Source organism: Streptomyces sp. JLBJ103 (assembly GCF_058215575.1).
The window spans coordinates 2,179,033-2,198,899 of sequence record NZ_CM177089.1 but is presented as its reverse complement, the minus strand read 5'-3'; the positions used below and the strand labels follow the sequence as shown (position 1 = coordinate 2,198,899).

Annotated in this window: 17 protein-coding genes and 1 pseudogene; 15 read left to right on the top strand and 3 right to left on the bottom strand. The window is 71.8% G+C overall.

The features are described from left to right. The first annotated feature begins 3 nt into the window (after positions 1 to 3). The gene (gene thiD / locus AC4BEG_RS09365; RefSeq protein ID WP_490705431.1) at positions 4 to 843 is read left to right on the top strand and encodes a bifunctional hydroxymethylpyrimidine kinase/phosphomethylpyrimidine kinase; all 840 of its coding nucleotides are present in this window, start codon (positions 4 to 6) and stop codon (positions 841 to 843) included. Between the two features lie 179 nt (positions 844 to 1,022). Here the strand turns inward: thiD and rpmB are convergent. Then, positions 1,023 to 1,133: pseudogene (gene rpmB, locus AC4BEG_RS09360) on the bottom strand (50S ribosomal protein L28); the annotation flags it as partial. A 221-nt stretch (positions 1,134 to 1,354) separates the two neighbouring features. Here rpmB and AC4BEG_RS09355 point away from each other — a divergent pair. The 9 genes from AC4BEG_RS09355 to mutM all read left to right on the top strand — a co-directional run bounded on the left by AC4BEG_RS09355 (position 1,355) and on the right by mutM (position 10,844). Beyond that, on the top strand, positions 1,355 to 3,163 hold the full coding sequence (locus AC4BEG_RS09355) for a DAK2 domain-containing protein (RefSeq protein WP_490705430.1): 1,809 nt from the start codon (positions 1,355 to 1,357) through the stop codon (positions 3,161 to 3,163). Positions 3,164 to 3,224: 61 nt separating this feature from the next. Further along, positions 3,225 to 5,447, top strand: coding sequence for an ATP-dependent DNA helicase RecG (recG, locus tag AC4BEG_RS09350; protein ID WP_490705429.1), 2,223 nt, complete (start codon positions 3,225 to 3,227; stop codon positions 5,445 to 5,447). 144 nt (positions 5,448 to 5,591) lie between these two features. After that, positions 5,592 to 6,179 (top strand): 16S rRNA (guanine(966)-N(2))-methyltransferase RsmD, encoded by a 588-nt coding sequence (rsmD, locus tag AC4BEG_RS09345; RefSeq protein ID WP_490705428.1) that lies wholly within the window; start codon positions 5,592 to 5,594, stop codon positions 6,177 to 6,179. A gap of 26 nt (positions 6,180 to 6,205) precedes the next feature. After that, a complete protein-coding gene (coaD, locus tag AC4BEG_RS09340; RefSeq protein ID WP_490705427.1) occupies positions 6,206 to 6,685 on the top strand; it encodes a pantetheine-phosphate adenylyltransferase in 480 nt (159 codons plus the stop codon). Positions 6,686 to 6,786: 101 nt separating this feature from the next. Continuing rightward, on the top strand, positions 6,787 to 7,980 hold the full coding sequence (locus tag AC4BEG_RS09335; protein ID WP_490705426.1) for a cell division initiation protein: 1,194 nt from the start codon (positions 6,787 to 6,789) through the stop codon (positions 7,978 to 7,980). Between the two features lie 174 nt (positions 7,981 to 8,154). Next, positions 8,155 to 8,745 (top strand): YceD family protein, encoded by a 591-nt coding sequence (locus AC4BEG_RS09330; protein ID WP_490705425.1) that lies wholly within the window; start codon positions 8,155 to 8,157, stop codon positions 8,743 to 8,745. Positions 8,746 to 8,747: 2 nt separating this feature from the next. Next, positions 8,748 to 8,921, top strand: coding sequence for a 50S ribosomal protein L32 (gene rpmF, locus AC4BEG_RS09325; protein ID WP_009714764.1), 174 nt, complete (start codon positions 8,748 to 8,750; stop codon positions 8,919 to 8,921). Between the two features lie 19 nt (positions 8,922 to 8,940). Beyond that, on the top strand, positions 8,941 to 9,828 hold the full coding sequence (rnc, locus tag AC4BEG_RS09320; RefSeq protein ID WP_490705424.1) for a ribonuclease III: 888 nt from the start codon (positions 8,941 to 8,943) through the stop codon (positions 9,826 to 9,828). Positions 9,829 to 9,938: 110 nt separating this feature from the next. After that, a complete protein-coding gene (mutM, locus tag AC4BEG_RS09315; RefSeq protein ID WP_490705423.1) occupies positions 9,939 to 10,844 on the top strand; it encodes a bifunctional DNA-formamidopyrimidine glycosylase/DNA-(apurinic or apyrimidinic site) lyase in 906 nt (301 codons plus the stop codon). Here mutM and AC4BEG_RS09310 read toward each other — a convergent pair. Then, positions 10,787 to 11,233 (bottom strand): winged helix-turn-helix transcriptional regulator, encoded by a 447-nt coding sequence (locus AC4BEG_RS09310; RefSeq protein WP_490705422.1) that lies wholly within the window; start codon positions 11,231 to 11,233, stop codon positions 10,787 to 10,789. The genes mutM and AC4BEG_RS09310 overlap by 58 nt on opposite strands. A 111-nt stretch (positions 11,234 to 11,344) precedes the next feature. On the opposite strand from AC4BEG_RS09310, the gene AC4BEG_RS09305 reads away from it, so the two are divergent. Continuing rightward, complete coding sequence (locus AC4BEG_RS09305) at positions 11,345 to 11,932, top strand: flavodoxin family protein (RefSeq protein ID WP_490705421.1); 588 nt, start codon at positions 11,345 to 11,347, stop codon at positions 11,930 to 11,932. Positions 11,933 to 12,057: 125 nt separating this feature from the next. Here AC4BEG_RS09305 and AC4BEG_RS09300 read toward each other — a convergent pair whose 3' ends face one another. Continuing rightward, on the bottom strand, positions 12,058 to 12,876 hold the full coding sequence (locus tag AC4BEG_RS09300; RefSeq protein WP_490705420.1) for a CAP domain-containing protein: 819 nt from the start codon (positions 12,874 to 12,876) through the stop codon (positions 12,058 to 12,060). A 280-nt stretch (positions 12,877 to 13,156) separates the two neighbouring features. Here AC4BEG_RS09300 and AC4BEG_RS09295 point away from each other — a divergent pair, with 280 nt between their 5' ends. From AC4BEG_RS09295 to AC4BEG_RS09280, 4 genes are all read left to right on the top strand, one after another. Next, positions 13,157 to 13,438 carry an acylphosphatase gene (locus tag AC4BEG_RS09295; RefSeq protein WP_490705419.1) on the top strand — a complete coding sequence of 94 codons (282 nt, stop codon included), beginning with the start codon at positions 13,157 to 13,159 and terminating at the stop codon, positions 13,436 to 13,438. Positions 13,439 to 13,808: 370 nt separating this feature from the next. Continuing rightward, a complete protein-coding gene (locus AC4BEG_RS09290) occupies positions 13,809 to 14,015 on the top strand; it encodes a hypothetical protein (protein WP_201880683.1) in 207 nt (68 codons plus the stop codon). A gap of 239 nt (positions 14,016 to 14,254) precedes the next feature. After that, positions 14,255 to 18,217 (top strand): AAA family ATPase, encoded by a 3,963-nt coding sequence (locus tag AC4BEG_RS09285; protein ID WP_490705418.1) that lies wholly within the window; start codon positions 14,255 to 14,257, stop codon positions 18,215 to 18,217. A gap of 216 nt (positions 18,218 to 18,433) precedes the next feature. Continuing rightward, positions 18,434 to 19,855, top strand: coding sequence for a sugar porter family MFS transporter (locus AC4BEG_RS09280; protein ID WP_490705417.1), 1,422 nt, complete (start codon positions 18,434 to 18,436; stop codon positions 19,853 to 19,855). The last annotated feature ends 12 nt before the right edge of the window (positions 19,856 to 19,867 follow it).

Here is a 19,867-nt window from a genome sequence, read left to right as displayed (position 1 = left end):
CGTATGTCGCTCTCCTCCGGTCCCCGGCCTCCCGCTCGCCCTTCTCGGATAGCGCGCACCGGCGCGGCGCCCGCCCGTGTGCTCACCGTCGCCGGGTCGGACTCCGGCGGCGGCGCGGGTATTCAGGCCGATCTGAAGACGATGCTGGCCCTGGGCGCCCACGGGATGAGTGTGATCACCGCGGTGACCGCTCAGAACTCGCTGGGTGTGCAGGGCGCCTGGGAACTGCCCACCGACGCCGTCCGGGCCCAGTTCCGCAGCGTCGTCGACGACATCGGTGTCCAGGCGGTCAAGACCGGCATGCTGGCCACGGCCGGACTGGTCGAGACCGTCGCCGCGCTGCTGGCGGAGCTCGCTGTTCCGATTGTTGTCGACCCGGTCGGCGTCTCCAAGCACGGTGACGCGCTGCTGGCCACCGACGCGCTCGACGCGGTCCGTACCAAGCTGCTGCCGATCGCCACGGTGGCCACCCCCAACCTGGACGAGGTCGGCCAGCTCACCGGCGTCCAGGTGGAGTCGGAGGACGATCTGCGGCGGGCGGCCGGGGCGGTGCTGGCCCTCGGCCCGCGCTGGGCGCTGATCAAGGGCGGTCATCTGGCGGGCGACGCGGTGGATCTGCTCACCGACGGCACCGAGGAGCACTGGCTGCGCGCGCCGCGCTACGACAACCGCCATACGCACGGCACGGGCTGCACCCTCGCCTCGGCCGTCGCCACCTTCCTGGCAGGCGGATACGACGTCCCGCGGGCCGTCACGGCCGCCAAGAGTTATGTCACCGGCGCCATCGCCGAGGGCTTCCCGCTGGGCGGGGGCATCGGCCCGGTCGACCACGGCTGGCTGTGAACCGAGTCCGGAAAACCGCGTGAGGGCACGCGAAAAGGCCGGTCCACGTCATCGGTGGACCGGCCCTGAGCACCGGATCCCGCGTGAGCGGGGAGGCCGTGCGCCTAGCGCGAGACCTTGCCGGCCTTGATGCACGAGGTGCAGACGTTGAGCCGCTTCGGGGTACGACCGACCACAGCGCGCACCGTCTGGATGTTGGGGTTCCAACGACGGCGGGTGCGGCGGTGCGAGTGCGAGATGTTGTTGCCGAAGCCCGGCCCCTTGCCGCAGACGTCGCAGTTGGCAGCCACGGGTTACTCCAAAGACGGGTCAGCCTCGCTTCTCGCGAGGAGACAGACACTTACGGGAACCCCGGACGTTGCCAAGATCCTGGGAGACCGGCGGCGCCTGGGGGAATGGCCCGATTCTCATCGGGCAACCGGAGCAGCATACAACGGCCACTCCCGTACAACGAAACTATCATGGCTGCCCCGGCACCCGCCGAGGGCGGCGACTACCCTGCGATGACCCGATGACCGACCCCGCCTCAGCCCTCCCGAGGAGTACGTACGTGCCGCACACGCTCGACGCCGATGCGGTACGGACCTGGTGCGGGCTGGCGCTGGACGCGCTGGGCCGGGCCCGCGAGGAGATCGACGCGATCAACGTCTACCCGGTCGCGGACGGGGACACCGGCACCAATCTGTATCTGACCGTCGAATCCGCCGCCCGCGCCGTGGACGCCGCCTTCGACGGCCACGCCGCCTCGGTCGCCGTCTCCCGCCCCACCCTCGCCGATGTGGTGCGCGCCATGGCCCACGGCGCCCTGATCGGCGCGCGGGGCAACTCCGGCACCATCCTGGCGCAGCTGCTGCGCGGGATGGCCGACGTGCTGGCCGACGGCGGACCGGGCGGTGTCGCGGGCCCGGCGGGCCGGAGCGATGAAGCCGGTGAGGTCAACGACGCCGAGGAGGCCGACGGGCTGCGGCGGGCCCTGCGCCGCGCGGTCGACCTTGCCTATCTGGCCGTCGCGCACCCGGTCGAGGGCACCGTCCTGACCGTCGCCGTGGCCGCCGCCGAGGGCGCGGAGCGGACCAACGGCGACATCGGCACGGTGGCGCGGGCGGCGTACGAGGGGGCGCGCACGGCGCTCCAGGCCACCCCCGGACAACTCGACGCGCTCGCCCGCGCGGGCGTCGTCGACGCGGGTGGCTACGGCCTGGTGACCGTACTGGGCGGGCTGGCCGAGGCACTGTCGGGCGAGGCCCCGGAGGCTCCCGCCGCCCCGGGACGCCCCCGCACCGCCGACCCCGCACCCGCCGAGTCCCAGAGGATCCCTGAGTCCGGGGACTGCGCCGCCGGGACAGCCCCCTCCGGCGGGCCCGGCTACGAGGTGATCTATCTGCTGGAGGCGGACGAGACGGCCGTGACCCGGCTGCGTGAGCGGCTGGACGCGCTCGGTGACTCCCTGGTGGTCGTCGGCGGCGAGGGACTCTGGAACGTCCACGTCCATGTGGACGACGCGGGCGCGGCCGTCGAGGCGGGCATCCAGGCCGGACGGCCGTACCGGATCCGCATCACCCACTTCGGCGCCGCCGGACATCCGGACCATCCGGCCGCGGACACCGGCGGGCGGCGGCCCGAGGAGGCCGACCACGAGCCGTCCGGCACCCCGCTCGCGCCCCGCGCGGTGGTCGCCGTCGTCCCCGGCGACGGGATCGCCGCCCTGTGCGCCGAGGCCGGGGCCACCGTGGTCACCACGCGCCCGGGGGAGCCGCCCGCCAGCGGCGAGCTGGCCGAGGCGGTCCGGCGGGCCCACGCCCGCGAGGTCGTGCTGCTGCCCAACGACGCCGAGCTGCGCCACCCCGCGGCGGCCGCCGCGGCGCAGGCCCGCGCCGAGGGTGTACGGGTCGCCGTCATCCCCACCCGCTCCGCGGTCCAGGGCATCGCCGCGCTCGCCGTCCACGAGCCCGGTCGCAGTTTCGACGAGGACGTCGTCGCCATGACCTCCGCCGCGGGCGCCACCCGCTACGCCGAACTGGCCGTCGCCGAGCGCCAGTCCTGGACCATGGCCGGGGTGTGCCAGGCCGGGGACGTCCTGGGGCTGATCGACGGCGATGTGGCGGTGATCGGCTCCGAACTGGCCGCCACCGCCGAGACCGTGCTGGACCGGATGCTGGCCGCGGGCGGCGAGATGGTCACCCTGGTGCTGGGCGAGGAGCTGCCCGAGGCCCTCGCCGAGCGGCTGGAACGGCATGTGCGGGAGGGGCACTTCGCCGTCGACACGGTGATCTACCGGGGCGGCCAGCCCTCCGTGCCGCTGATCATAGGCGTCGAATGACTCCCCCCGGGGCTTGAACAACCCCGCCGCCTGCCCCCGTCTGTCGGTGCCGTGGTGTGCAATGGACTGCGTGCCCGTGCTCGAAGAACCCCTGAAGAAGGTCCTCGGCGGCAACACCGCGAAGGTGATGGCCGAGCACCTCGGCCTGCACACCGTCGGCGATCTGCTCCACCACTACCCCCGGCGGTACGCGGAGCGCGGTGAGCTGACCCGGCTGTCCGATCTCCCGCTGGACGAGCATGTGACCGTCGTCGCGCAGGTCGCGGACGCCCGCGTGCTGAAGTTCAACGGAGGCCGCGGACAGCGCCTCGAGGTCACCATCACCGACGGCAGCGGCCGTCTCCAGCTCGTCTTCTTCGGCAAGGGCGTCCACAAGCCCCGCGCCCAGCTGGTCCCCGGGGCCCGCGCCATGTTCGCGGGCAAGGTCACGGTCTTCAACCACAAGCGCCAGCTGGCCCATCCCGAGTTCAAGACCCTGGGCGCCCAGAGTGGCGCGGACGCCGTCGAGGCGTTCGCCAATCAGCTGCTGCCGCTGTATCCGGCGTGCAAGCAGATGGAGTCCTGGCAGATCCAGCAGGCCGTGGACACCGTCCTGGGCCCGTCGGGCGCCGAGGACGCCGTCCTGGCCGATCTGGTGGACCCGCTGCCCGACGCCCTGCGGAAGGGTCGGGGTCTCACCACCCTGCCCGAGGCGCTGCGCAAGATCCACCGGCCGCGAACCAAGGCGGACATCGCCGCCGCCAAGGACCGCCTCAAGTGGGACGAGGCATTTGTCCTCCAGGTCGCGCTGGCCCGCCGCCGCCGGGCCGACGCCCAGCTGCCCGCCGTCCCGCGCCACCCCGTCCAGGACGGCCTGCTCGCCGCCTTCGACACCCGGCTGCCGTTCACCCTCACCGACGGCCAGCGCCGGGTCAGCGAGCAGATCTTCGCCGACCTCGCCGCCGAACACCCCATGCACCGGCTGCTCCAGGGCGAGGTCGGCTCAGGCAAGACCATGGTCGCGCTGCGGGCGATGCTCGGTGTGGTGGACGCCGGGGGACAGGCGGCGATGCTCGCGCCCACCGAGGTGCTCGCCCAGCAGCACCACCGCTCGATCACCGAGATGATGGGCGAGCTGGCCGAGGGGGGCATGCTGGGCGGCGCCGAGCAGGGCACCAAGGTGGTGCTGCTCACCGGCTCCATGGGCGCCGCGGCCCGCCGTCAGGCGCTGCTGGATCTGGTCACCGGCGAGGCCGGGATCGTGATCGGCACCCATGCGCTGATCGAGGACAAGGTCCGGTTCCACGATCTGGGTCTGGTGGTCGTCGACGAGCAGCACCGCTTCGGTGTCGAGCAGCGGGACGCCCTGCGCTCCAAGGGCACACAGCCCCCGCATCTGCTGGTGATGACGGCCACCCCCATCCCGCGCACCGTGGCCATGACCGTCTTCGGCGATCTGGAGACCTCCGTCCTGGACCAGCTGCCCGCCGGGCGTTCCCCGATCGCCTCCCATGTGGTGCCCGCGAAGGACAAACCGCACTTCCTGGCCCGTGCCTGGGAGCGGGTGCGCGAGGAGGTGGCGGGCGGACACCAGGCGTATGTGGTCTGCCCGCGCATCGGGGACGAGGAGGACGAGGCCAGGGCCGCGAAGCAGAAGAAGTCCGGTGACGAGGGGGACGAAGCCGAGAAGCGGCCCCCGCTGGCCGTGCTCGAGATCGCCGAGCAGCTCACCAAGGGCCCATTGAGCGATCTGCGGGTGGAGGTGCTGCACGGCCGGATGCAGCCGGAGGCCAAGGACGACGTGATGCGCCGCTTCGCCGCGGGCGCGGTCGACGTCCTGGTGGCCACCACCGTGATCGAGGTCGGCGTCAACGTCCCCAACGCCACCGCCATGGTGATCATGGACGCCGACCGGTTCGGCGTCTCCCAGCTGCACCAGCTGCGCGGCCGGGTCGGCCGTGGCTCCGCCCCCGGGCTGTGTCTGCTGGTCACCGAGATGCCCGAGGCCAGCCCCGCGCGGACGCGGCTCGGCGCGGTCGCCGCCACCCTGGACGGCTTCGAGCTCTCCCGGATCGACCTGGAGCAGCGCCGCGAGGGCGATGTGCTCGGCCAGGCCCAGTCCGGGGCCCGTTCCTCGCTGCGGGTGCTCGCGGTCATCGACGACGAGGAAGTCATCGCCGCCGCGCGGGAGGAGGCCACCGCCGTCGTCGCGGCCGATCCGGAGCTGACTGGCTATCCGGAGCTGCGCACCGCGCTGGACGCCCTGCTGGACGAGGAGCGCGAGGAGTTCCTCGACAAGGGCTGACAGGGGCCGGTCCGGCCCGGCGGGGGCGGCCGGCCGGGCACTCGGCGGCCTCCGGCGGCGTGGGACGCCATATCGTGGAGGGGCGGCGGTCCGTGACCGCACGGCCCGCCGCTGCCCCGACCACCGCGAAGGACTGCCTCACCCATGACCCGCGTGATCGCCGGAGCGGCCGGCGGCCGACGGCTGGCCGTGCCCCCCGGAAACGGCACCCGACCCACCTCGGACCGGGCGCGCGAGGGCCTGTTCTCCACCTGGGAGTCGCTGCTCGGCTCCCTCGACGGCGCCCGGGTCCTGGATCTGTACGGCGGTTCGGGCGCGGTCGGCCTGGAGGCGCTGTCCCGGGGCGCGGCCCATGTGCTGCTGGTGGAGTCCGACCCGCGCGCGGCCCGCACCATCCGGGAGAACATCCGCGCACTCGCCCTGCCCGGGGCCGAGCTGCGCACCGCGAAGGCCGAACAGGCCCTGGCCGGACCGGCGCCCGCCACCGGCCCGTACGACGTGGTCTTCCTGGACCCGCCGTACGCCGTGACCGACGACGATCTCCGGGAGATCCTGCTCACACTCCTCCGTAAAGGCTGGCTCGTGCCCGATGCGCTGGCCACCGTGGAGCGGAGCACACGAGGCGGGGAGTTCGGGTGGCCGGACGGTTACGAGGGACTGCGGGCCCGTCGCTACGGCGAGGGCACGCTTTGGTACGGTCGCGCCGCCTCGACGTGCGACAACGCGTCATGACCGGACCCGAGAGCGAGGAACCACTGTTGCGCCGCGCAGTCTGTCCGGGGTCCTTCGACCCCGTCACCAACGGACACCTCGACATCATCGGCCGTGCCTCGAAGCTGTACGACGAGGTGTACGTCGCCGTGATGATCAACAAGTCCAAGCAGGGCCTGTTCACGGTGGAGGAGCGCATGGACCTCCTCCGCCAGACCACCGCGGAGTACGGAAACGTCTCGGTGGAGGCGTTCCACGGTCTGTTGGTCGATTTCTGCAAGCAGCGTGAGATCCCCGCGATCGTCAAGGGGCTGCGGGCCGTCAGCGACTTCGACTACGAGTTGCAGATGGCGCAGATGAACAACGGCCTGTCGGGGGTGGAGACGCTGTTCGTCCCCACCAATCCCACCTACAGCTTCCTCTCCTCCAGCCTGGTCAAGGAGGTCGCGGCCTGGGGCGGCGACGTCTCCCACCTGGTGCCCCCGCTGGTCCTTGAGGCCCTGACCGACCGGCTCGGGCGGAAGTAGCAGCTGACGGGGCATCAGCGGGTGTCCGGCGGGCGCCCGCTGGCCGTACAGTCGTCCCCGTTCGTGTCCATCCGCATCCGATCAGTCTGCGAGCACTCACAGTGGACGTGCAGAAGAAGCTCGACGAGATCGTCGAGGCCGTCGGCAGCGCCCGGTCCATGCCCATGTCGGCCTCGTGCGTGGTCAACCGCGCGGAGCTGCTCGCCATGCTCGAAGAGGTGCGGACAGCGCTCCCGGACTCCCTGGCCCATGCCCAGGAGCTGATCGGCGGGCGTGACCAGATGGTCGAGGAGGCCCGCCGGGAGGCCGAGCGGATCATCGAGGCCGCCCACGCCCAGCGCACCTCCCTGATCTCCGGCACCGAGGTGGCCCGGCAGTCCCAGGAGGAGGCCGACCGGATCCTGAGGGAGGCCCGCCAGGAGGCCGAGGAGATCCGCGCCGAAGCCGACGACTACGTCGACAGCAAGCTGGCCAACTTCGAGGTCGTACTCACCAAGACCATCGGCTCGGTGGACCGCGGCCGGGAGAAGCTGCTCGGCCGCGCCGCCGCGGACCCCTACGGCGACGGGGCGGCCGACGCCGCCGGGCAGCTGGAGGAGGCGCCCGAGCGCAGCGCCGATCCGCACACCCTGCGGCAGCGGGCCGACACGTACGTGGACACCAAGCTGGGCGCCGTCTCGGCCGTGCTCGCCAAGACGCTGGAGGCGGTCGGGCGTGGCCGTCAGAAGCTGCTGGGCGCGCGGCCGGCCGATGAGCTGGGCGCCCATATGGCGGCCCAGGACGCGGCCGGTGGCGGACTGCACACCAGCGACGACGACTACCTCGCGGACCTCGCCCAGTCCGGGATGGGTCTCGCACCGGACGTTCCGGACGTCCCGTCCACCCCGGGAGCCCCGGCGGCTCCGGCGGCTTCGCCCGGGGTGCCCGCCGCGCAGCCCGAGCACGCCGCGGCCGATGCCGGGTACTACGCCGGCACCGCGGCCTATCCGCAGCAGGCGCAGCCGGACGCCTACGGCTATCAGCAGCAGTACGTGCCGCCCATGCCCCAGCAGGACCCGTACGCCGCGCAGACCGGTTACCCGCAGCCGGACGCCTACGGCTGGCCGCAGCAGGCACAGCCGGCGGTCCAGGGCTACGACGCGGGCGCCGGGTACGCCGTCCCGGAGCAGCACCAGCACCAGCACCCCCAGCAGCATCCGCAGGCACAGCCGGGCGCCGCGCTCGACGAGACCAGCCTGTTCGACACGAGCATGATCGACCTCGATCAGCTCCGTCAGTACGAGCAGGGGCGCTAGCGGCTGTCCCCACCGGGCGGATTGGGCCTACGGCGGGCCGTCCAGTATCCTGTCTCTTCGGTCGCGCGTACGTCCGCGATCTCGGCTGCCCGTGTTGAACCAGCTCCGGGTGGCCCGCCGCAGCGTAGAAAGCAGGAAGCCCTGAACGCCCGCCTCGACCACCGTGCCCCTCTTGTGTTCGACACACGTGAGCTGGGTCGTCGTCCCGGTGCGCTGAAAAGGATCTCCCGCTCGGTGGCCGCACCCAAGGATCTCGGTATCGAGGTCATCGGGGTGCGGGAGGGCGCGACCGTGGAGCTCGACCTCCGCCTTGAGTCGGTCATGGAAGGGGTGCTTGTCACAGGCACCGCCCGTGCCTCGCTCTCGGGGGAGTGCGTAAGGTGTCTGGAGCCGCTGGGGCGTGAGCTCGAAGCGGATTTCCAGGAGATGTACTCCTACCCCGACGCCGACGACCGGAGCCGCGAAGCGGACACCGGCGACGACGCCGAGGAAGAGGAGACGCTCTTTCTCGAGGCCGACCTGTTCGACCTCGAGCCCGTGCTGCGGGACGCGGTGGTGCTCTCACTGCCGTTGCAGCCGGTGTGCCGGGAGAACTGCCCGGGGCTGTGCGCCGAATGCGGTGCCAGGCTCGCGGACGACCCGGACCACCAACACGACGTCGCCGACATCCGTTGGGCGTCGTTGCAGGGACTCGCCGACACCATGAGGGACGGCGAGAAGGACAACGCACCCCGCGAGCGCGGGGATGACCCACAGGAGAAGTAGCCGTGGCTGTTCCGAAGCGGAAGATGTCGCGCAGCAACACGCGCCACCGCCGGTCGCAGTGGAAGGCTGCGGTCCCCACCCTGGTGGCGTGCGAGCGCTGCCACGAGCCGAAGCAGCAGCACATCGCGTGCCCGAGCTGCGGCACCTACAACCGCCGCCAGGTCCTCGAGGTCTGATCGGCGGGTGACAGGCTCTATGTCAGACGCCACTACGCCTCCCCGTAAGCGCGGGGGTGAACCTCGCGGGGGTCATCCGCGCGGCGGTGAAGCGGTCCAGGCGGACACGGCCTCGTCCCACACGATCCTGGAAGGGCGGCTCGGGTACCAGCTCGAGTCCGCCCTTCTGGTACGTGCGCTCACCCACCGGTCCTTCGCCTACGAGAACGGCGGGTTGCCCACCAACGAGCGGCTGGAGTTCCTCGGGGACTCCGTGCTCGGCCTGGTGGTCACCGACACGCTGTACCGCATCCACCCGGACCTGCCTGAAGGCCAGCTGGCCAAGCTGCGGGCCGCGGTGGTCAACTCGCGTGCGCTGGCCGAGGTGGGCCGGGGTCTGGACCTCGGCGCCTTCATCCGGCTCGGCCGGGGCGAAGAGGGCACCGGGGGCAGGGACAAGGCATCCATCCTCGCCGACACCCTTGAAGCGGTGATCGGCGCGGTCTATCTCGACCAGGGGCTCGACGCCGCCGCCGAACTGGTGCACCGGCTCTTCGACCCGCTGATCGAGAAGTCCTCGAATCTCGGCGCCGGCCTGGACTGGAAGACCAGCCTCCAGGAGCTGACCGCCACCGAGGGTCTCGGGGTTCCCGAGTACCTGGTCTCCGAGACCGGGCCCGACCACGAGAAGACCTTCACGGCTGCCGCCCGCGTCGGTGGTGTCGCGTACGGCACCGGCACCGGCCGCAGCAAGAAGGAAGCCGAGCAGCAGGCGGCCGAGGCCGCCTGGCGTGCCATCCGCGCCGCTGCCGACGAGGCCCAGGCGAAGGCCGAAGCCACGGCCAAGGCCGAGGCCGAGGCGGACGCCGGAACCGCCACCCCGGCGGACGCCGGAACCGCCGCCGACGCGGCCTCCACGGCACGCTGATCTCCTTCCGCACTGTCCGAACCGCCCTTGCGGTTCCTCCCGCCCCGCGGTGGACGGCCCGGCCGTTTCTCCCGCGGGGCGCGGAGGGTTCGAGGCCAAGGAGGCCCCTCTTGCCCGAGCTGCCCGAGGTCGAGGTGGTCCGCCGCGGGCTGGAGCGCTGGGTCAGCGGCCGTACGGTCGCCGAGGTCCAGGTGCTGCACCCCCGTGCGGTCCGCCGTCACCTCGGCGGCGCGGAGGATTTCGCGGCCCGGCTGACCGGCCGCACCGCCGGAGTGGCCCGCCGCCGCGGCAAGTATCTGTGGCTGCCGTTCGACGATGACGCCGCCGCCGAGTCGGTCCTCGCCCACCTCGGCATGAGCGGACAGCTGCTGGTCCAGCCGCACGGCGCCCCGGACGAGAAGCATCTGCGCATCCGGGTCCGCTTCGCCGATGACACCGGCACCGAGCTGCGCTTCGTCGACCAGCGCACCTTCGGCGGCCTCTCGCTGCACGGCACCGTGCCCGGCGCCGCGGACGGACTGCCCGACGCCATCGCGCATATCGCCCTCGACCCGCTGGACCCCGCCTTCGACGAGGCGGCCTTCCACACCGCGCTGCGCCGCCGCCGGACCACCGTCAAGCGCGCCCTGCTCGACCAGTCGCTGATCAGCGGCGTCGGCAACATCTACGCCGACGAGGCGCTGTGGCGCTCCCGGCTGCACTACGACCGGCCGACCGCGACCCTCACCCGCCCGCGCAGCGCCGAACTCCTCGGCCATGTGCGCGAGGTGATGACCGCGGCGCTGGCGGTCGGCGGCACCAGTTTCGACAGCCTCTACGTCAATGTGAACGGTGAGTCCGGGTACTTCGAGCGCTCCCTGGACGCCTACGGCCGGGAGGACGAACCGTGCCGCCGCTGCGGCACCGCGCTGCGCCGTCGCCCCTGGATGAACCGCTCCAGCTACTTCTGCCCGCGCTGTCAGCGCCCGCCGCGCCCGGCTGCCGTCCGGCCGCCGTCCGCGCGCGTGCCGTCGTAGGCCGCCCGGGCCTCCAGCACTTCCGGCATCCGCCCCTCGACCAGATTGATCAGGGCCAGCAGCCGGGTCGCGACCGCGCTGCCCAGCGGGGTGAGCCGGTAGTCCACCCGCGGTGGGTTGGTCGGCTGCGCGTCACGGTGCACCAGTCCGTCGCGCTCCAGCGCGTGCAGCGTCTGGGACAGCATCTTCTCGCTGACGCCGTCGACCCGGCGGCGCAACTCGTTGAAGCGCAGGGTGCCCTCGTACAGCGCGCCCAGGGTGAGACTGCCCCACTTCCCGGTGACGTGCTCCAGCGTGCCGCGTGACGGGCAGGCCTTGGCGAACACATCGAAAGCCAGGTCATCGGTCTCCGGCGCGGGGCATGCCGCATCGGTGCGTTCACGGTCCATGCATCCAGCGTACTCGCATGCAGCGCTAACTTGGAGGTTGCGCTTTCTGAAAGTTAGTGTTCTTCTTGTCGTGTCAGCCACCGTGTTACGACGCCCGAGGAGCGCATCACCGTGACCACCCCTGTTGTCTCCATCGCCTATCACTCCGGCTTCGGCCACACCGCCGTACTCGCCGAGGCCGTCCGTGCGGGCGCGGCCACCGCCGGTGCCACCGTTCACCTGATCAAGGTCGACACCATCACCGAGGAGGAGTGGGAACTCCTGGACGCCTCGGACGCGATCGTCTTCGGCTCGCCCACCTACATGGGCACCGCATCCGGCGCCTTCCACGCCTTCGCCGAGTCGACCTCGAAGCGCTTCTTCAGCAAGGCGTGGCAGAACAAGCTCGCCGCGGGATTCACCAACTCCGCCTCCAAGAGCGGGGACAAGCTGCACACCCTCCAGTTCTTCACCGTGCTGGCGGCTCAGCTGGGGATGCACTGGGTGAACCTGGGGCTCCAGCCCGGCTGGAACGCCAGCACCGCGTCCGAGAACGACCTCAACCGGCTCGGCTTCTTCCTCGGTGCCGCCGCCCAGTCCAATGCCGACCAGGGCGCGGAGGGTGTGCACAAGGCGGATGTCGAGACCGCCGCGCACCTGGGGCGGCGGGTCGCCGAGACCGCGCGCGCCTTCGTGACGGGCCGGTCCGCCGCGGCCTGAACCGGCGGCGAGGGCACGGCAGACGGCGGCCCGGGACGCAGTGGACGCGCCCCGGGCCGCCGGGTCGTGGTGCGGCCGGACCCTTGATCCGGGCCTTCTGTGCGGCTTGCCGCCGGGCTACCGCCTCAGAAGCCGAAGTCCTGGGTCCACCAGGGGCCGTCGCCGTCGAAGTGCGCGCCGACACCCATGGTCGTGTACTCGCAGTTGAGGATGTTGGCGCGGTGGCTGGAGCTGTCCATCCACGTGTCCATCACATCCTTCGCGGTCGACTGGCCGCGGGCGATGTTCTCGCCGCCCAGGTCGACGATGCCCGCCCGCTCGGCGCGTTCCCAGGGGCTCTCGCCGTCCGGGTTGACGTGGTCGAAGAAGTCGCGCAGCGCCATGTCGTCGCTGAAGTCGTCGGCCAGCTGGGAGAGTTTGGGATCGAGGGTCACCGGTGAGCAGCCGACCTTCGCGCGCTCCTTGTTGACGCGCGAGAGGACCTGCTTCTCGGCCGCCGCCTCCCGGCCGCCGGGCTTGTCCGGAGTGCTGGTCTCCGCCGGCGGATCGGCGGGCTTGCTCGGCGGACGGGTGTCCCGGTCATGGTCCGAGGAGCCGTTGCCGCCGCCGCGGCCGCGGTCATGGTCCCCACCGCGGTCCGAGGAACCGGGCGAGCCCGGCCGGTCGGACGGCGACGTGGACGGGGTGGAGGGCCTGTTCGGCTCGGACGGCTTCGAGGGGCTGGTGGACGGCGCCTGGGAGCGGTCGCCGCCCTGGCCCGCCGGGACCTGCCCGGGAAGTGAGGGGGACGGCGACTGGGTGCCCTGGGGGCCCAGGCCGGTGTCGGCCGGACCCTCCGCCTGCACCTGACCGGCGGAGTCATTGCCCCCGCCGATCTGGTGACCGCCTCCGGGAAGCAGTCCGGAGGCCATCGCCACCGCGCCCACCGCGACGGCGGTGGACATGCCCAGCAGTCCGGTCCGCACCGGCGCGAAGGCGCTGCGGTGCGCCCCCCGGTGACGGCCGGATCGCGGCGGAACTACCGCGGGGCCGGGGGCAGATCGTCGATGGCGGCCCATCTCCTGCCTTCCTTATGTGCTCAGTATGTGCTCGGCTGGAATTGTGTCACTCGTGTGGGCGACTCATGAACCACTCGTGTGGGTGAGTGTCGTTGACGCCGGACTGTACGCCATGAGGTCCCTATCCGGCGTGCTGACCGGCTAATTGGCCCGTTAGCGTGCACCCATGAACGAAAGAGTCCGTCTCACCGTGTGGGTTCGCGGCCAGGTCCAGGGAGTGGGCTTCCGCTGGTACGCCCGGGCCAACGCGCTGCGTATCGGGGGCCTCGTCGGCTTCGCCTCCAACCTCTCCGACGGGCGGGTGCAGATCGTCGCGGAGGGTCCGCGGCCGGAGTGCGAACAGTTGCTCGACTGGCTGCGGGACGGCGACACGCCCGGCCGGGTCGACGGTGTGACCGAGATCTGGGACACACCGCGAGGCGGCTACGACACCTTCGAGATCCGCTGACGGACCCACCGGAATGATCCTCTGCGGGGTCCGTCGACCGCACCATCCGCGCCGGCTGTGAGCAGAAATCGGCTGATGGTTGCCAACGGCGCCGCTCCGTGGAAGGCTGCGGAGTCACGGAAGATCTTCGTCACCGCGGGGCTCTTTCTGGAGAGTGCGGCAGTGTGTGCCGCCGGAATGCTCTCGTCCCCCGCGGCCTGGGCAGCGTGTGATCGTGTTGACCCTCAAACTAATTGGTGAGACGCTGGAAGTCCCCGCGCACCTTAACTTGTCCGCCAGGCAGCACGGTAGTACGGGCAGACATCGCGGGTGCGATCCCTCACGACCCACACCGCTTCGGTCGGTCACTCATTGTGGAGGACCATCCATCATGGCAAAGGCGCTTCTCGGTTACGTCGGCGGCTCCGACCCCCGAGTCCTCGCCGAGATGCGACGGCTTCAGCAGCGCGTTCAGGATCTTGAATCCGAGATTATTCGGATTCAGGCCGAGAATGACGCACTGTCCGCCGCCGCTCATCAGAGCGACTCGCTGCTCGAAGGCATCGACGTATCCCAGGCGGAGCCTGCGCTCGCCTGACCCAGCCCCAGGGCCGGTCGGGCTGCATCGTCAGCCGCTTGAGAATCTTCAAGGGACGCCTCGGCGTCCCTTCGTCGTGTCCCCGCGTTCCTTCCGGGTTTTCCTTACCGACTGATGTGCCCCTCCCTTTCATCGGTGAAACCGATCTTTCATGAAACCCGGAAAAAGCCGGGACGCGCCCGCGCCGCCCCGTGCCGGGGACGATGCCGGGCGGAAGCCGGGAGGTAGAGTCCAACGGCGTGCACCTGAAGAGCCTGACCCTCCGAGGCTTCAAATCCTTCGCCTCCGCCACGACGCTCCGTTTCGAGCCGGGTATCACCTGCGTCGTCGGCCCCAACGGCTCGGGCAAGTCCAATGTCGTGGACGCCCTTTCCTGGGTCATGGGCGAACAGGGTGCCAAGTCCCTGCGCGGCGGGAAGATGGAGGACGTCATCTTCGCCGGGACCACCGGCCGCCCACCGCTGGGCCGCGCCGAGGTCTCCCTCACCATCGACAACGCCGACGGCGCGCTCCCCATCGACTACGCCGAAGTCACCATCACGCGGATCATGTTCCGCAACGGCGGCAGCGAATACCAGATCAACGGCGACACCTGCCGACTGCTGGATATCCAGGAGCTGCTGTCCGACTCCGGCATCGGCCGTGAGATGCATGTCATCGTCGGGCAGGGCCAGCTCGACGGCGTACTGCACGCCGATCCCACCGGTCGCCGCGCCTTCATCGAGGAGGCCGCGGGCGTCCTCAAACACCGCAAGCGCAAGGAGAAGGCGCTGCGGAAGCTGGACGCGATGCAGGCCAACCTCGCCCGCGTCCAGGACCTCACCGACGAGCTGCGGCGCCAGCTCAAACCGCTCGGCCGCCAGGCCGCCGTCGCCCGCCGGGCCGCCGTCATCCAGGCCGATCTGCGTGACGCCCGGCTGCGGCTGCTCGCCGACGACCTCGTCACCCTGCGCGAGGCGCTGCGCGCCGAGGTCGCCGACGAGGCGGCCCTCAAACAGCGCAAGGAAGCGGCCGAGGCCGAGCTGCGGGCCGCGCAGGCGCGCGAGGCGGCGCTCGAGGAGCAGGTGCGGCAGCTCACGCCGCGGCTGCGGGACGCCCAGCAGACCTGGTACGAGCTCTCCCAGTTCGCCGAGCGGGTGCGCGGCACGATCAGCCTCGCGGACGCCCGTGTCACCAGCGCGACCTCCACCCCCGCCGAGGAACGGCGAGGCCGCGACCCGGAGGACATGGAGCGCGAGGCGGCCCGGATCCGCGAGCAGGAGGCCGAGCTCGACGCCGCGCTGGAGGCGGCGAGCCGGGCCCTGGAGGACACCGTCGCTCACCGGGCCGAGCTGGAACGTTCCCTGTCCCAGGAGGAGCGCCGGCTCAAGGACGTGGCGCGCGCCATCGCCGACCGCCGTGAAGGGCTCGCCCGGCTCCAGGGCCAGGTGAACGCCGCCCGCGGCCGGGCCGGTTCCGCCCGGGCCGAGATCGAACGGCTGGCCACCGCGCGGGACGAGGCCCAGGCGCGGGCCGTCGCCGCGCAGGAGGAGTACGAGCAGCTCCAGGCCGAGGTGGACGGACTCGACGCGGGCGACGCGGAATTGGCCGAGCGCCACGAGGCGGCGAAGCGGGAGCTGGCCGGGGCGGAGACGGCCCTGAGCACGGCCCGCGAAGCCGCCACCGCCGCCGAGCGCGAGCGGGCGGCCACCGCCGCCCGGCATGACGCGCTGGCGCTCGGGCTGCGCAGAAAGGACGGCACCGGCGCCTTGCTGGCCGCCTCCGACCGGCTCACCGGCCTCCTCGGCCCCGCCGCCGAACTGCTCACCGTCACCCCGGGCTTCGAGGTCCCGGTAGCAGCGGCCCTGGGCGCTGCCGCCGACGCCCTCGCCGTCACCGACCCCGCCGCCGCGGCGGACGCCCTGCGGCTGCTGCGCGCCCAGGACGCGGGCCGCGCGGCCCTCCTCCTGGGCGCCTCCACGACCCCGGCCGACCGGGCACCCCTGGCCGCCGCCCGCGAGGCCCACGGCGCGTCCGCGCTACCGGACGGCGTGCACGCGACCGATCCGGAGGGCGGCCTTCCGGCGGGCCCGGGGGCCGAGCGCGAGAGGTCCGTCCCGGACCCGGCCGGTCCCGGCTCGGGCGCGACGCCCCCGGCTCCGGCCGCGCCCGCCCACCCGGCGGTCCCGGCCCCGCAGACGACGTCCGCCGACCGTGAGGGTGCGGCGTCCGGGCGCGGCCCGGCGGTCGCGGAGCCGGATCGGTCCGGCGTGCCCGCGCCCGTCGTCCCCGGAACGCGGTCCGGGGCGGACGGGGGCCGGGACGAGGTCGTACGGGTGCCGCATCCCGCGGAGCGCGGTGGCGGTTCCGGGGGCGAGATCAGTGTTCCCGGGGCGCGGACGGGGCCGGGGGACGCCGACGGTCCGCCGCGCGTGGTGGACCTGGTGGGCGGGCCCGAGGGGCTGCTGCCCGCGCTGCGCCGGCTGCTGGACGGCATGGTCGTGGTGCCCACGCTGGAGGACGCGGAGGAACTGGTCGGGCGGAAGCCGGAGTTGACGGCGGTGACCGCCGAGGGCGATCTGCTCGGGGCGCACTTCGCGCAGGGCGGGTCGGCCGGGGCGCCCAGTCTGCTGGAGGTGCAGGCGTCGGTCGACGAGGCCGCGGCGGAGCTGGCGGAGCTCGCCGTACGGTGCGAGGAGCTGGCCGGGGCGCAGCGCGCGGCGGGGGAGCGGCGCACCGCGTGTGTGGCCCTCGTCGAGGAGCTGGCGGCTGGGCGCAGCGCGGCCGACCGGGAGAAGTCGCGGGTCGCGCAGTCGCTCGGGCGGCTCGGTGGGCAGGCGCGCGGGGCCGCGGGGGAGGCCGAGCGGATGACCGCGGCCACCGCCCGGGCCGAAGAGGCGCTGGAGCGGGCGGTCGAGGAGGCCGAGGAACTCGCCGAGCGGCTGGCGGTGGCGGAGGAGGAGCCGGGCGAGGAGGAGCCGGACACCTCGGTACGGGACCGTCTCGCGGCGGACGGGGCCAACGCTCGGCAGACCGAGATGGAGGCACGGCTCCAGGTCCGTACCCATGAGGAGCGCGTCAAGGGGCTTGCGGGGCGGGCGGACGCGCTCGACCGGGGCGCACGCGCGGAGCGTGAGGCACGGGCGCGCGCCGAGCAGCGGCGTGCCCGGCTGCGTCGTGAGGCGGAGGTGGCCGCGGCGGTGGCGGCCGGTGCCCGTCAGCTGCTGGCGCATGTCGAGGTGTCGCTGGTGCGGGCCGGGGAGGAGCGGGACGCCGCGGAACGCGCCAAGGCCGAACGCGAACGGGAGCTGGTCGCCGAGCGCACCCAGGGCCGCGATCTGAAGAGCGAGCTGGACAAGCTGACCGACTCGGTGCACCGGGGCGAGGTGCTGGGCGCGGAGAAGCGGCTGCGGATCGAGCAGTTGGAGGCCAAGGCGCTGGAGGAGCTGGGCGTCGAACCGGCCGGGCTGATCGCCGAGTACGGACCGGACCAGCTGGTGCCGCCGTCCCTTCCCGCGGAAGGGGAGGAGCTGCCGGAGGATCCGAACCACGCCCGCAACCAGCCGGTGGCCTATGTCCGGGCGCAGCAGGAGAAGCGGCTGAAGGCCGCGGAGCGCGCGTACCAGCAGCTGGGCAAGGTCAATCCGCTGGCGCTGGAGGAGTTCGCGGCGCTGGAGGAGCGGCATCAGTTCCTCAGCGAGCAGCTGGAGGACCTGAAGAAGACCCGGGCCGATCTGTTGCAGGTGGTCAAGGAGGTGGACGAACGGGTCGAGCAGGTCTTCACCGAGGCCTACCGGGACACCGCCCGCGAGTTCGAGGGTGTCTTCTCCCGGCTGTTCCCGGGCGGGGAGGGGCGGCTGATCCTCGCCGACCCCGAGAACATGCTGACCACCGGCGTGGATGTGGAGGCCAGGCCGCCGGGCAAGAAGGTCAAGCGGCTGTCCCTGCTGTCCGGCGGTGAGCGGTCGCTGACCGCCGTGGCGCTGCTGGTGTCGATCTTCAAGGCGCGGCCGAGCCCGTTCTATGTGATGGACGAGGTCGAGGCGGCGCTCGACGACACCAACCTCCAGCGGCTGATCCGGATCATGGAGGAACTCCAGGAGTCCTCCCAGCTGATCGTGATCACGCACCAGAAGCGGACGATGGAGGTCGCCGACGCCCTCTACGGCGTTTCGATGCAGGGCGACGGTGTGTCAAAGGTCATCAGCCAACGCTTGCGGTGACCGCTTCAACACTTGAAGTCAAGGCCCTGGTGGGCGTGTCGCCATGCAGTGTTGATTTCTGCGCCACATCCTATTGACTTCGAAACTTGAAGGCATAGTCTCTGCAACGTTGCTTTTACCTTCAAGTGGTGGCCGACCTCTCGGCTCGCCTCCGCTGGAAGGGCCAGCCAGCCCCGACGTCCGGCAGCGCTGCCGGGCGGGCCACAGGAGTTCACGTTGACCACCACCGTGCAGGCACAGCAGAGGTCCGAGGGCCGCAAGGCCCAGCCGGACCACCTCGGCCACGTCATCTTCATCACCGCCGCCGCCGCGATGGGCGGCTTTCTCTTCGGCTACGACAGCTCGGTGATCAACGGAGCGGTCGAAGCCATCCGCGGCAAGTACGACATCGGTTCCGCGGCCCTCGCCCAGGTCGTGGCGATCGCCCTGATCGGCTCGGCGATCGGCGCGGCCACCGCCGGCCGGATAGCCGACCGGATCGGCCGGATCCGCGTCATGCAGATCGCCGCCGTCCTGTTCACCGTCAGCGCGGTCGGCTCGGCCCTGCCGTTCTCGCTGTGGGACCTCGCCATGTGGCGGGTGCTCGGCGGTATCGGCATCGGCATGGCCTCCGTGATCGGCCCGGCCTACATCGCCGAGGTCGCCCCGCCCGCGTACCGCGGCCGGCTCGCCTCGTTCCAGCAGGCGGCGATCGTCATCGGCATCGCCCTGTCGCAGCTCGTCAACTGGGGCATCCTCAACCTCGCCGACGGTGACCAGCGCGGCACCGTCGCCGGTCTCGAGGCGTGGCAGTGGATGCTCGGTGTCATGGTCGTCCCGGCCGTCCTCTACGGGCTGCTGTCCTTCGCCATCCCCGAGTCGCCCCGCTTCCTGATCTCCGTCGGCCGCCTCGACCGCGCCAAGGAGGTCCTGAAGGAGGTCGAGGGCACAAGCGTCGACCTGGACGTCCGGGTCGACGAGATCGAGTCGGCGATGCGCAGCGAGCACAAGTCGACCTTCAAGGACCTGCTGGGCGGCCGCTTCGGTCTGCTCCCGGTGGTCTGGATCGGCGTCGGACTGTCGGTGTTCCAGCAGCTCGTCGGCATCAACGTGGCGTTCTACTACTCCTCGACGCTGTGGCAGTCCGTCGGTGTCGACCCGAGCGGCTCGTTCTTCTACTCCTTCACCACGTCGATCATCAACATCCTCGGCACCGTGATCGCGATGATCTTCGTCGACCGGATCGGCCGCAAGCCGCTCGCGCTCATCGGCTCGATCGGTATGGCGGTTTCGCTGGCTCTGGTCGCCTGGTCCTTCTCCGCGAACCTGGTGGACGGCAAGCTGCCGCACACCCAGGGCGTGGTGGCCCTGATCGCCGCCCACGCGTTCGTGCTCTTCTTCGCCCTCTCCTGGGGTGTGGTGGTCTGGGTCCTGCTCGGCGAGATGTTCCCGAACAAGATCCGCGCCGCGGGCCTCGGTGTCGCCGCCTCCGCCCAGTGGATCGCCAACTGGGCCATCACCGCCAGCTTCCCGAGCCTGTCGGACTGGAACCTGTCCGGGACGTACCTGATGTACACGGCCTTCGCTCTGCTCTCGATCCCGTTCATCCTCAAGTGGGTGCCGGAGACCAAGGGCAAGGCGTTGGAGGAGATGGGCTAACCCCCCCGCCGC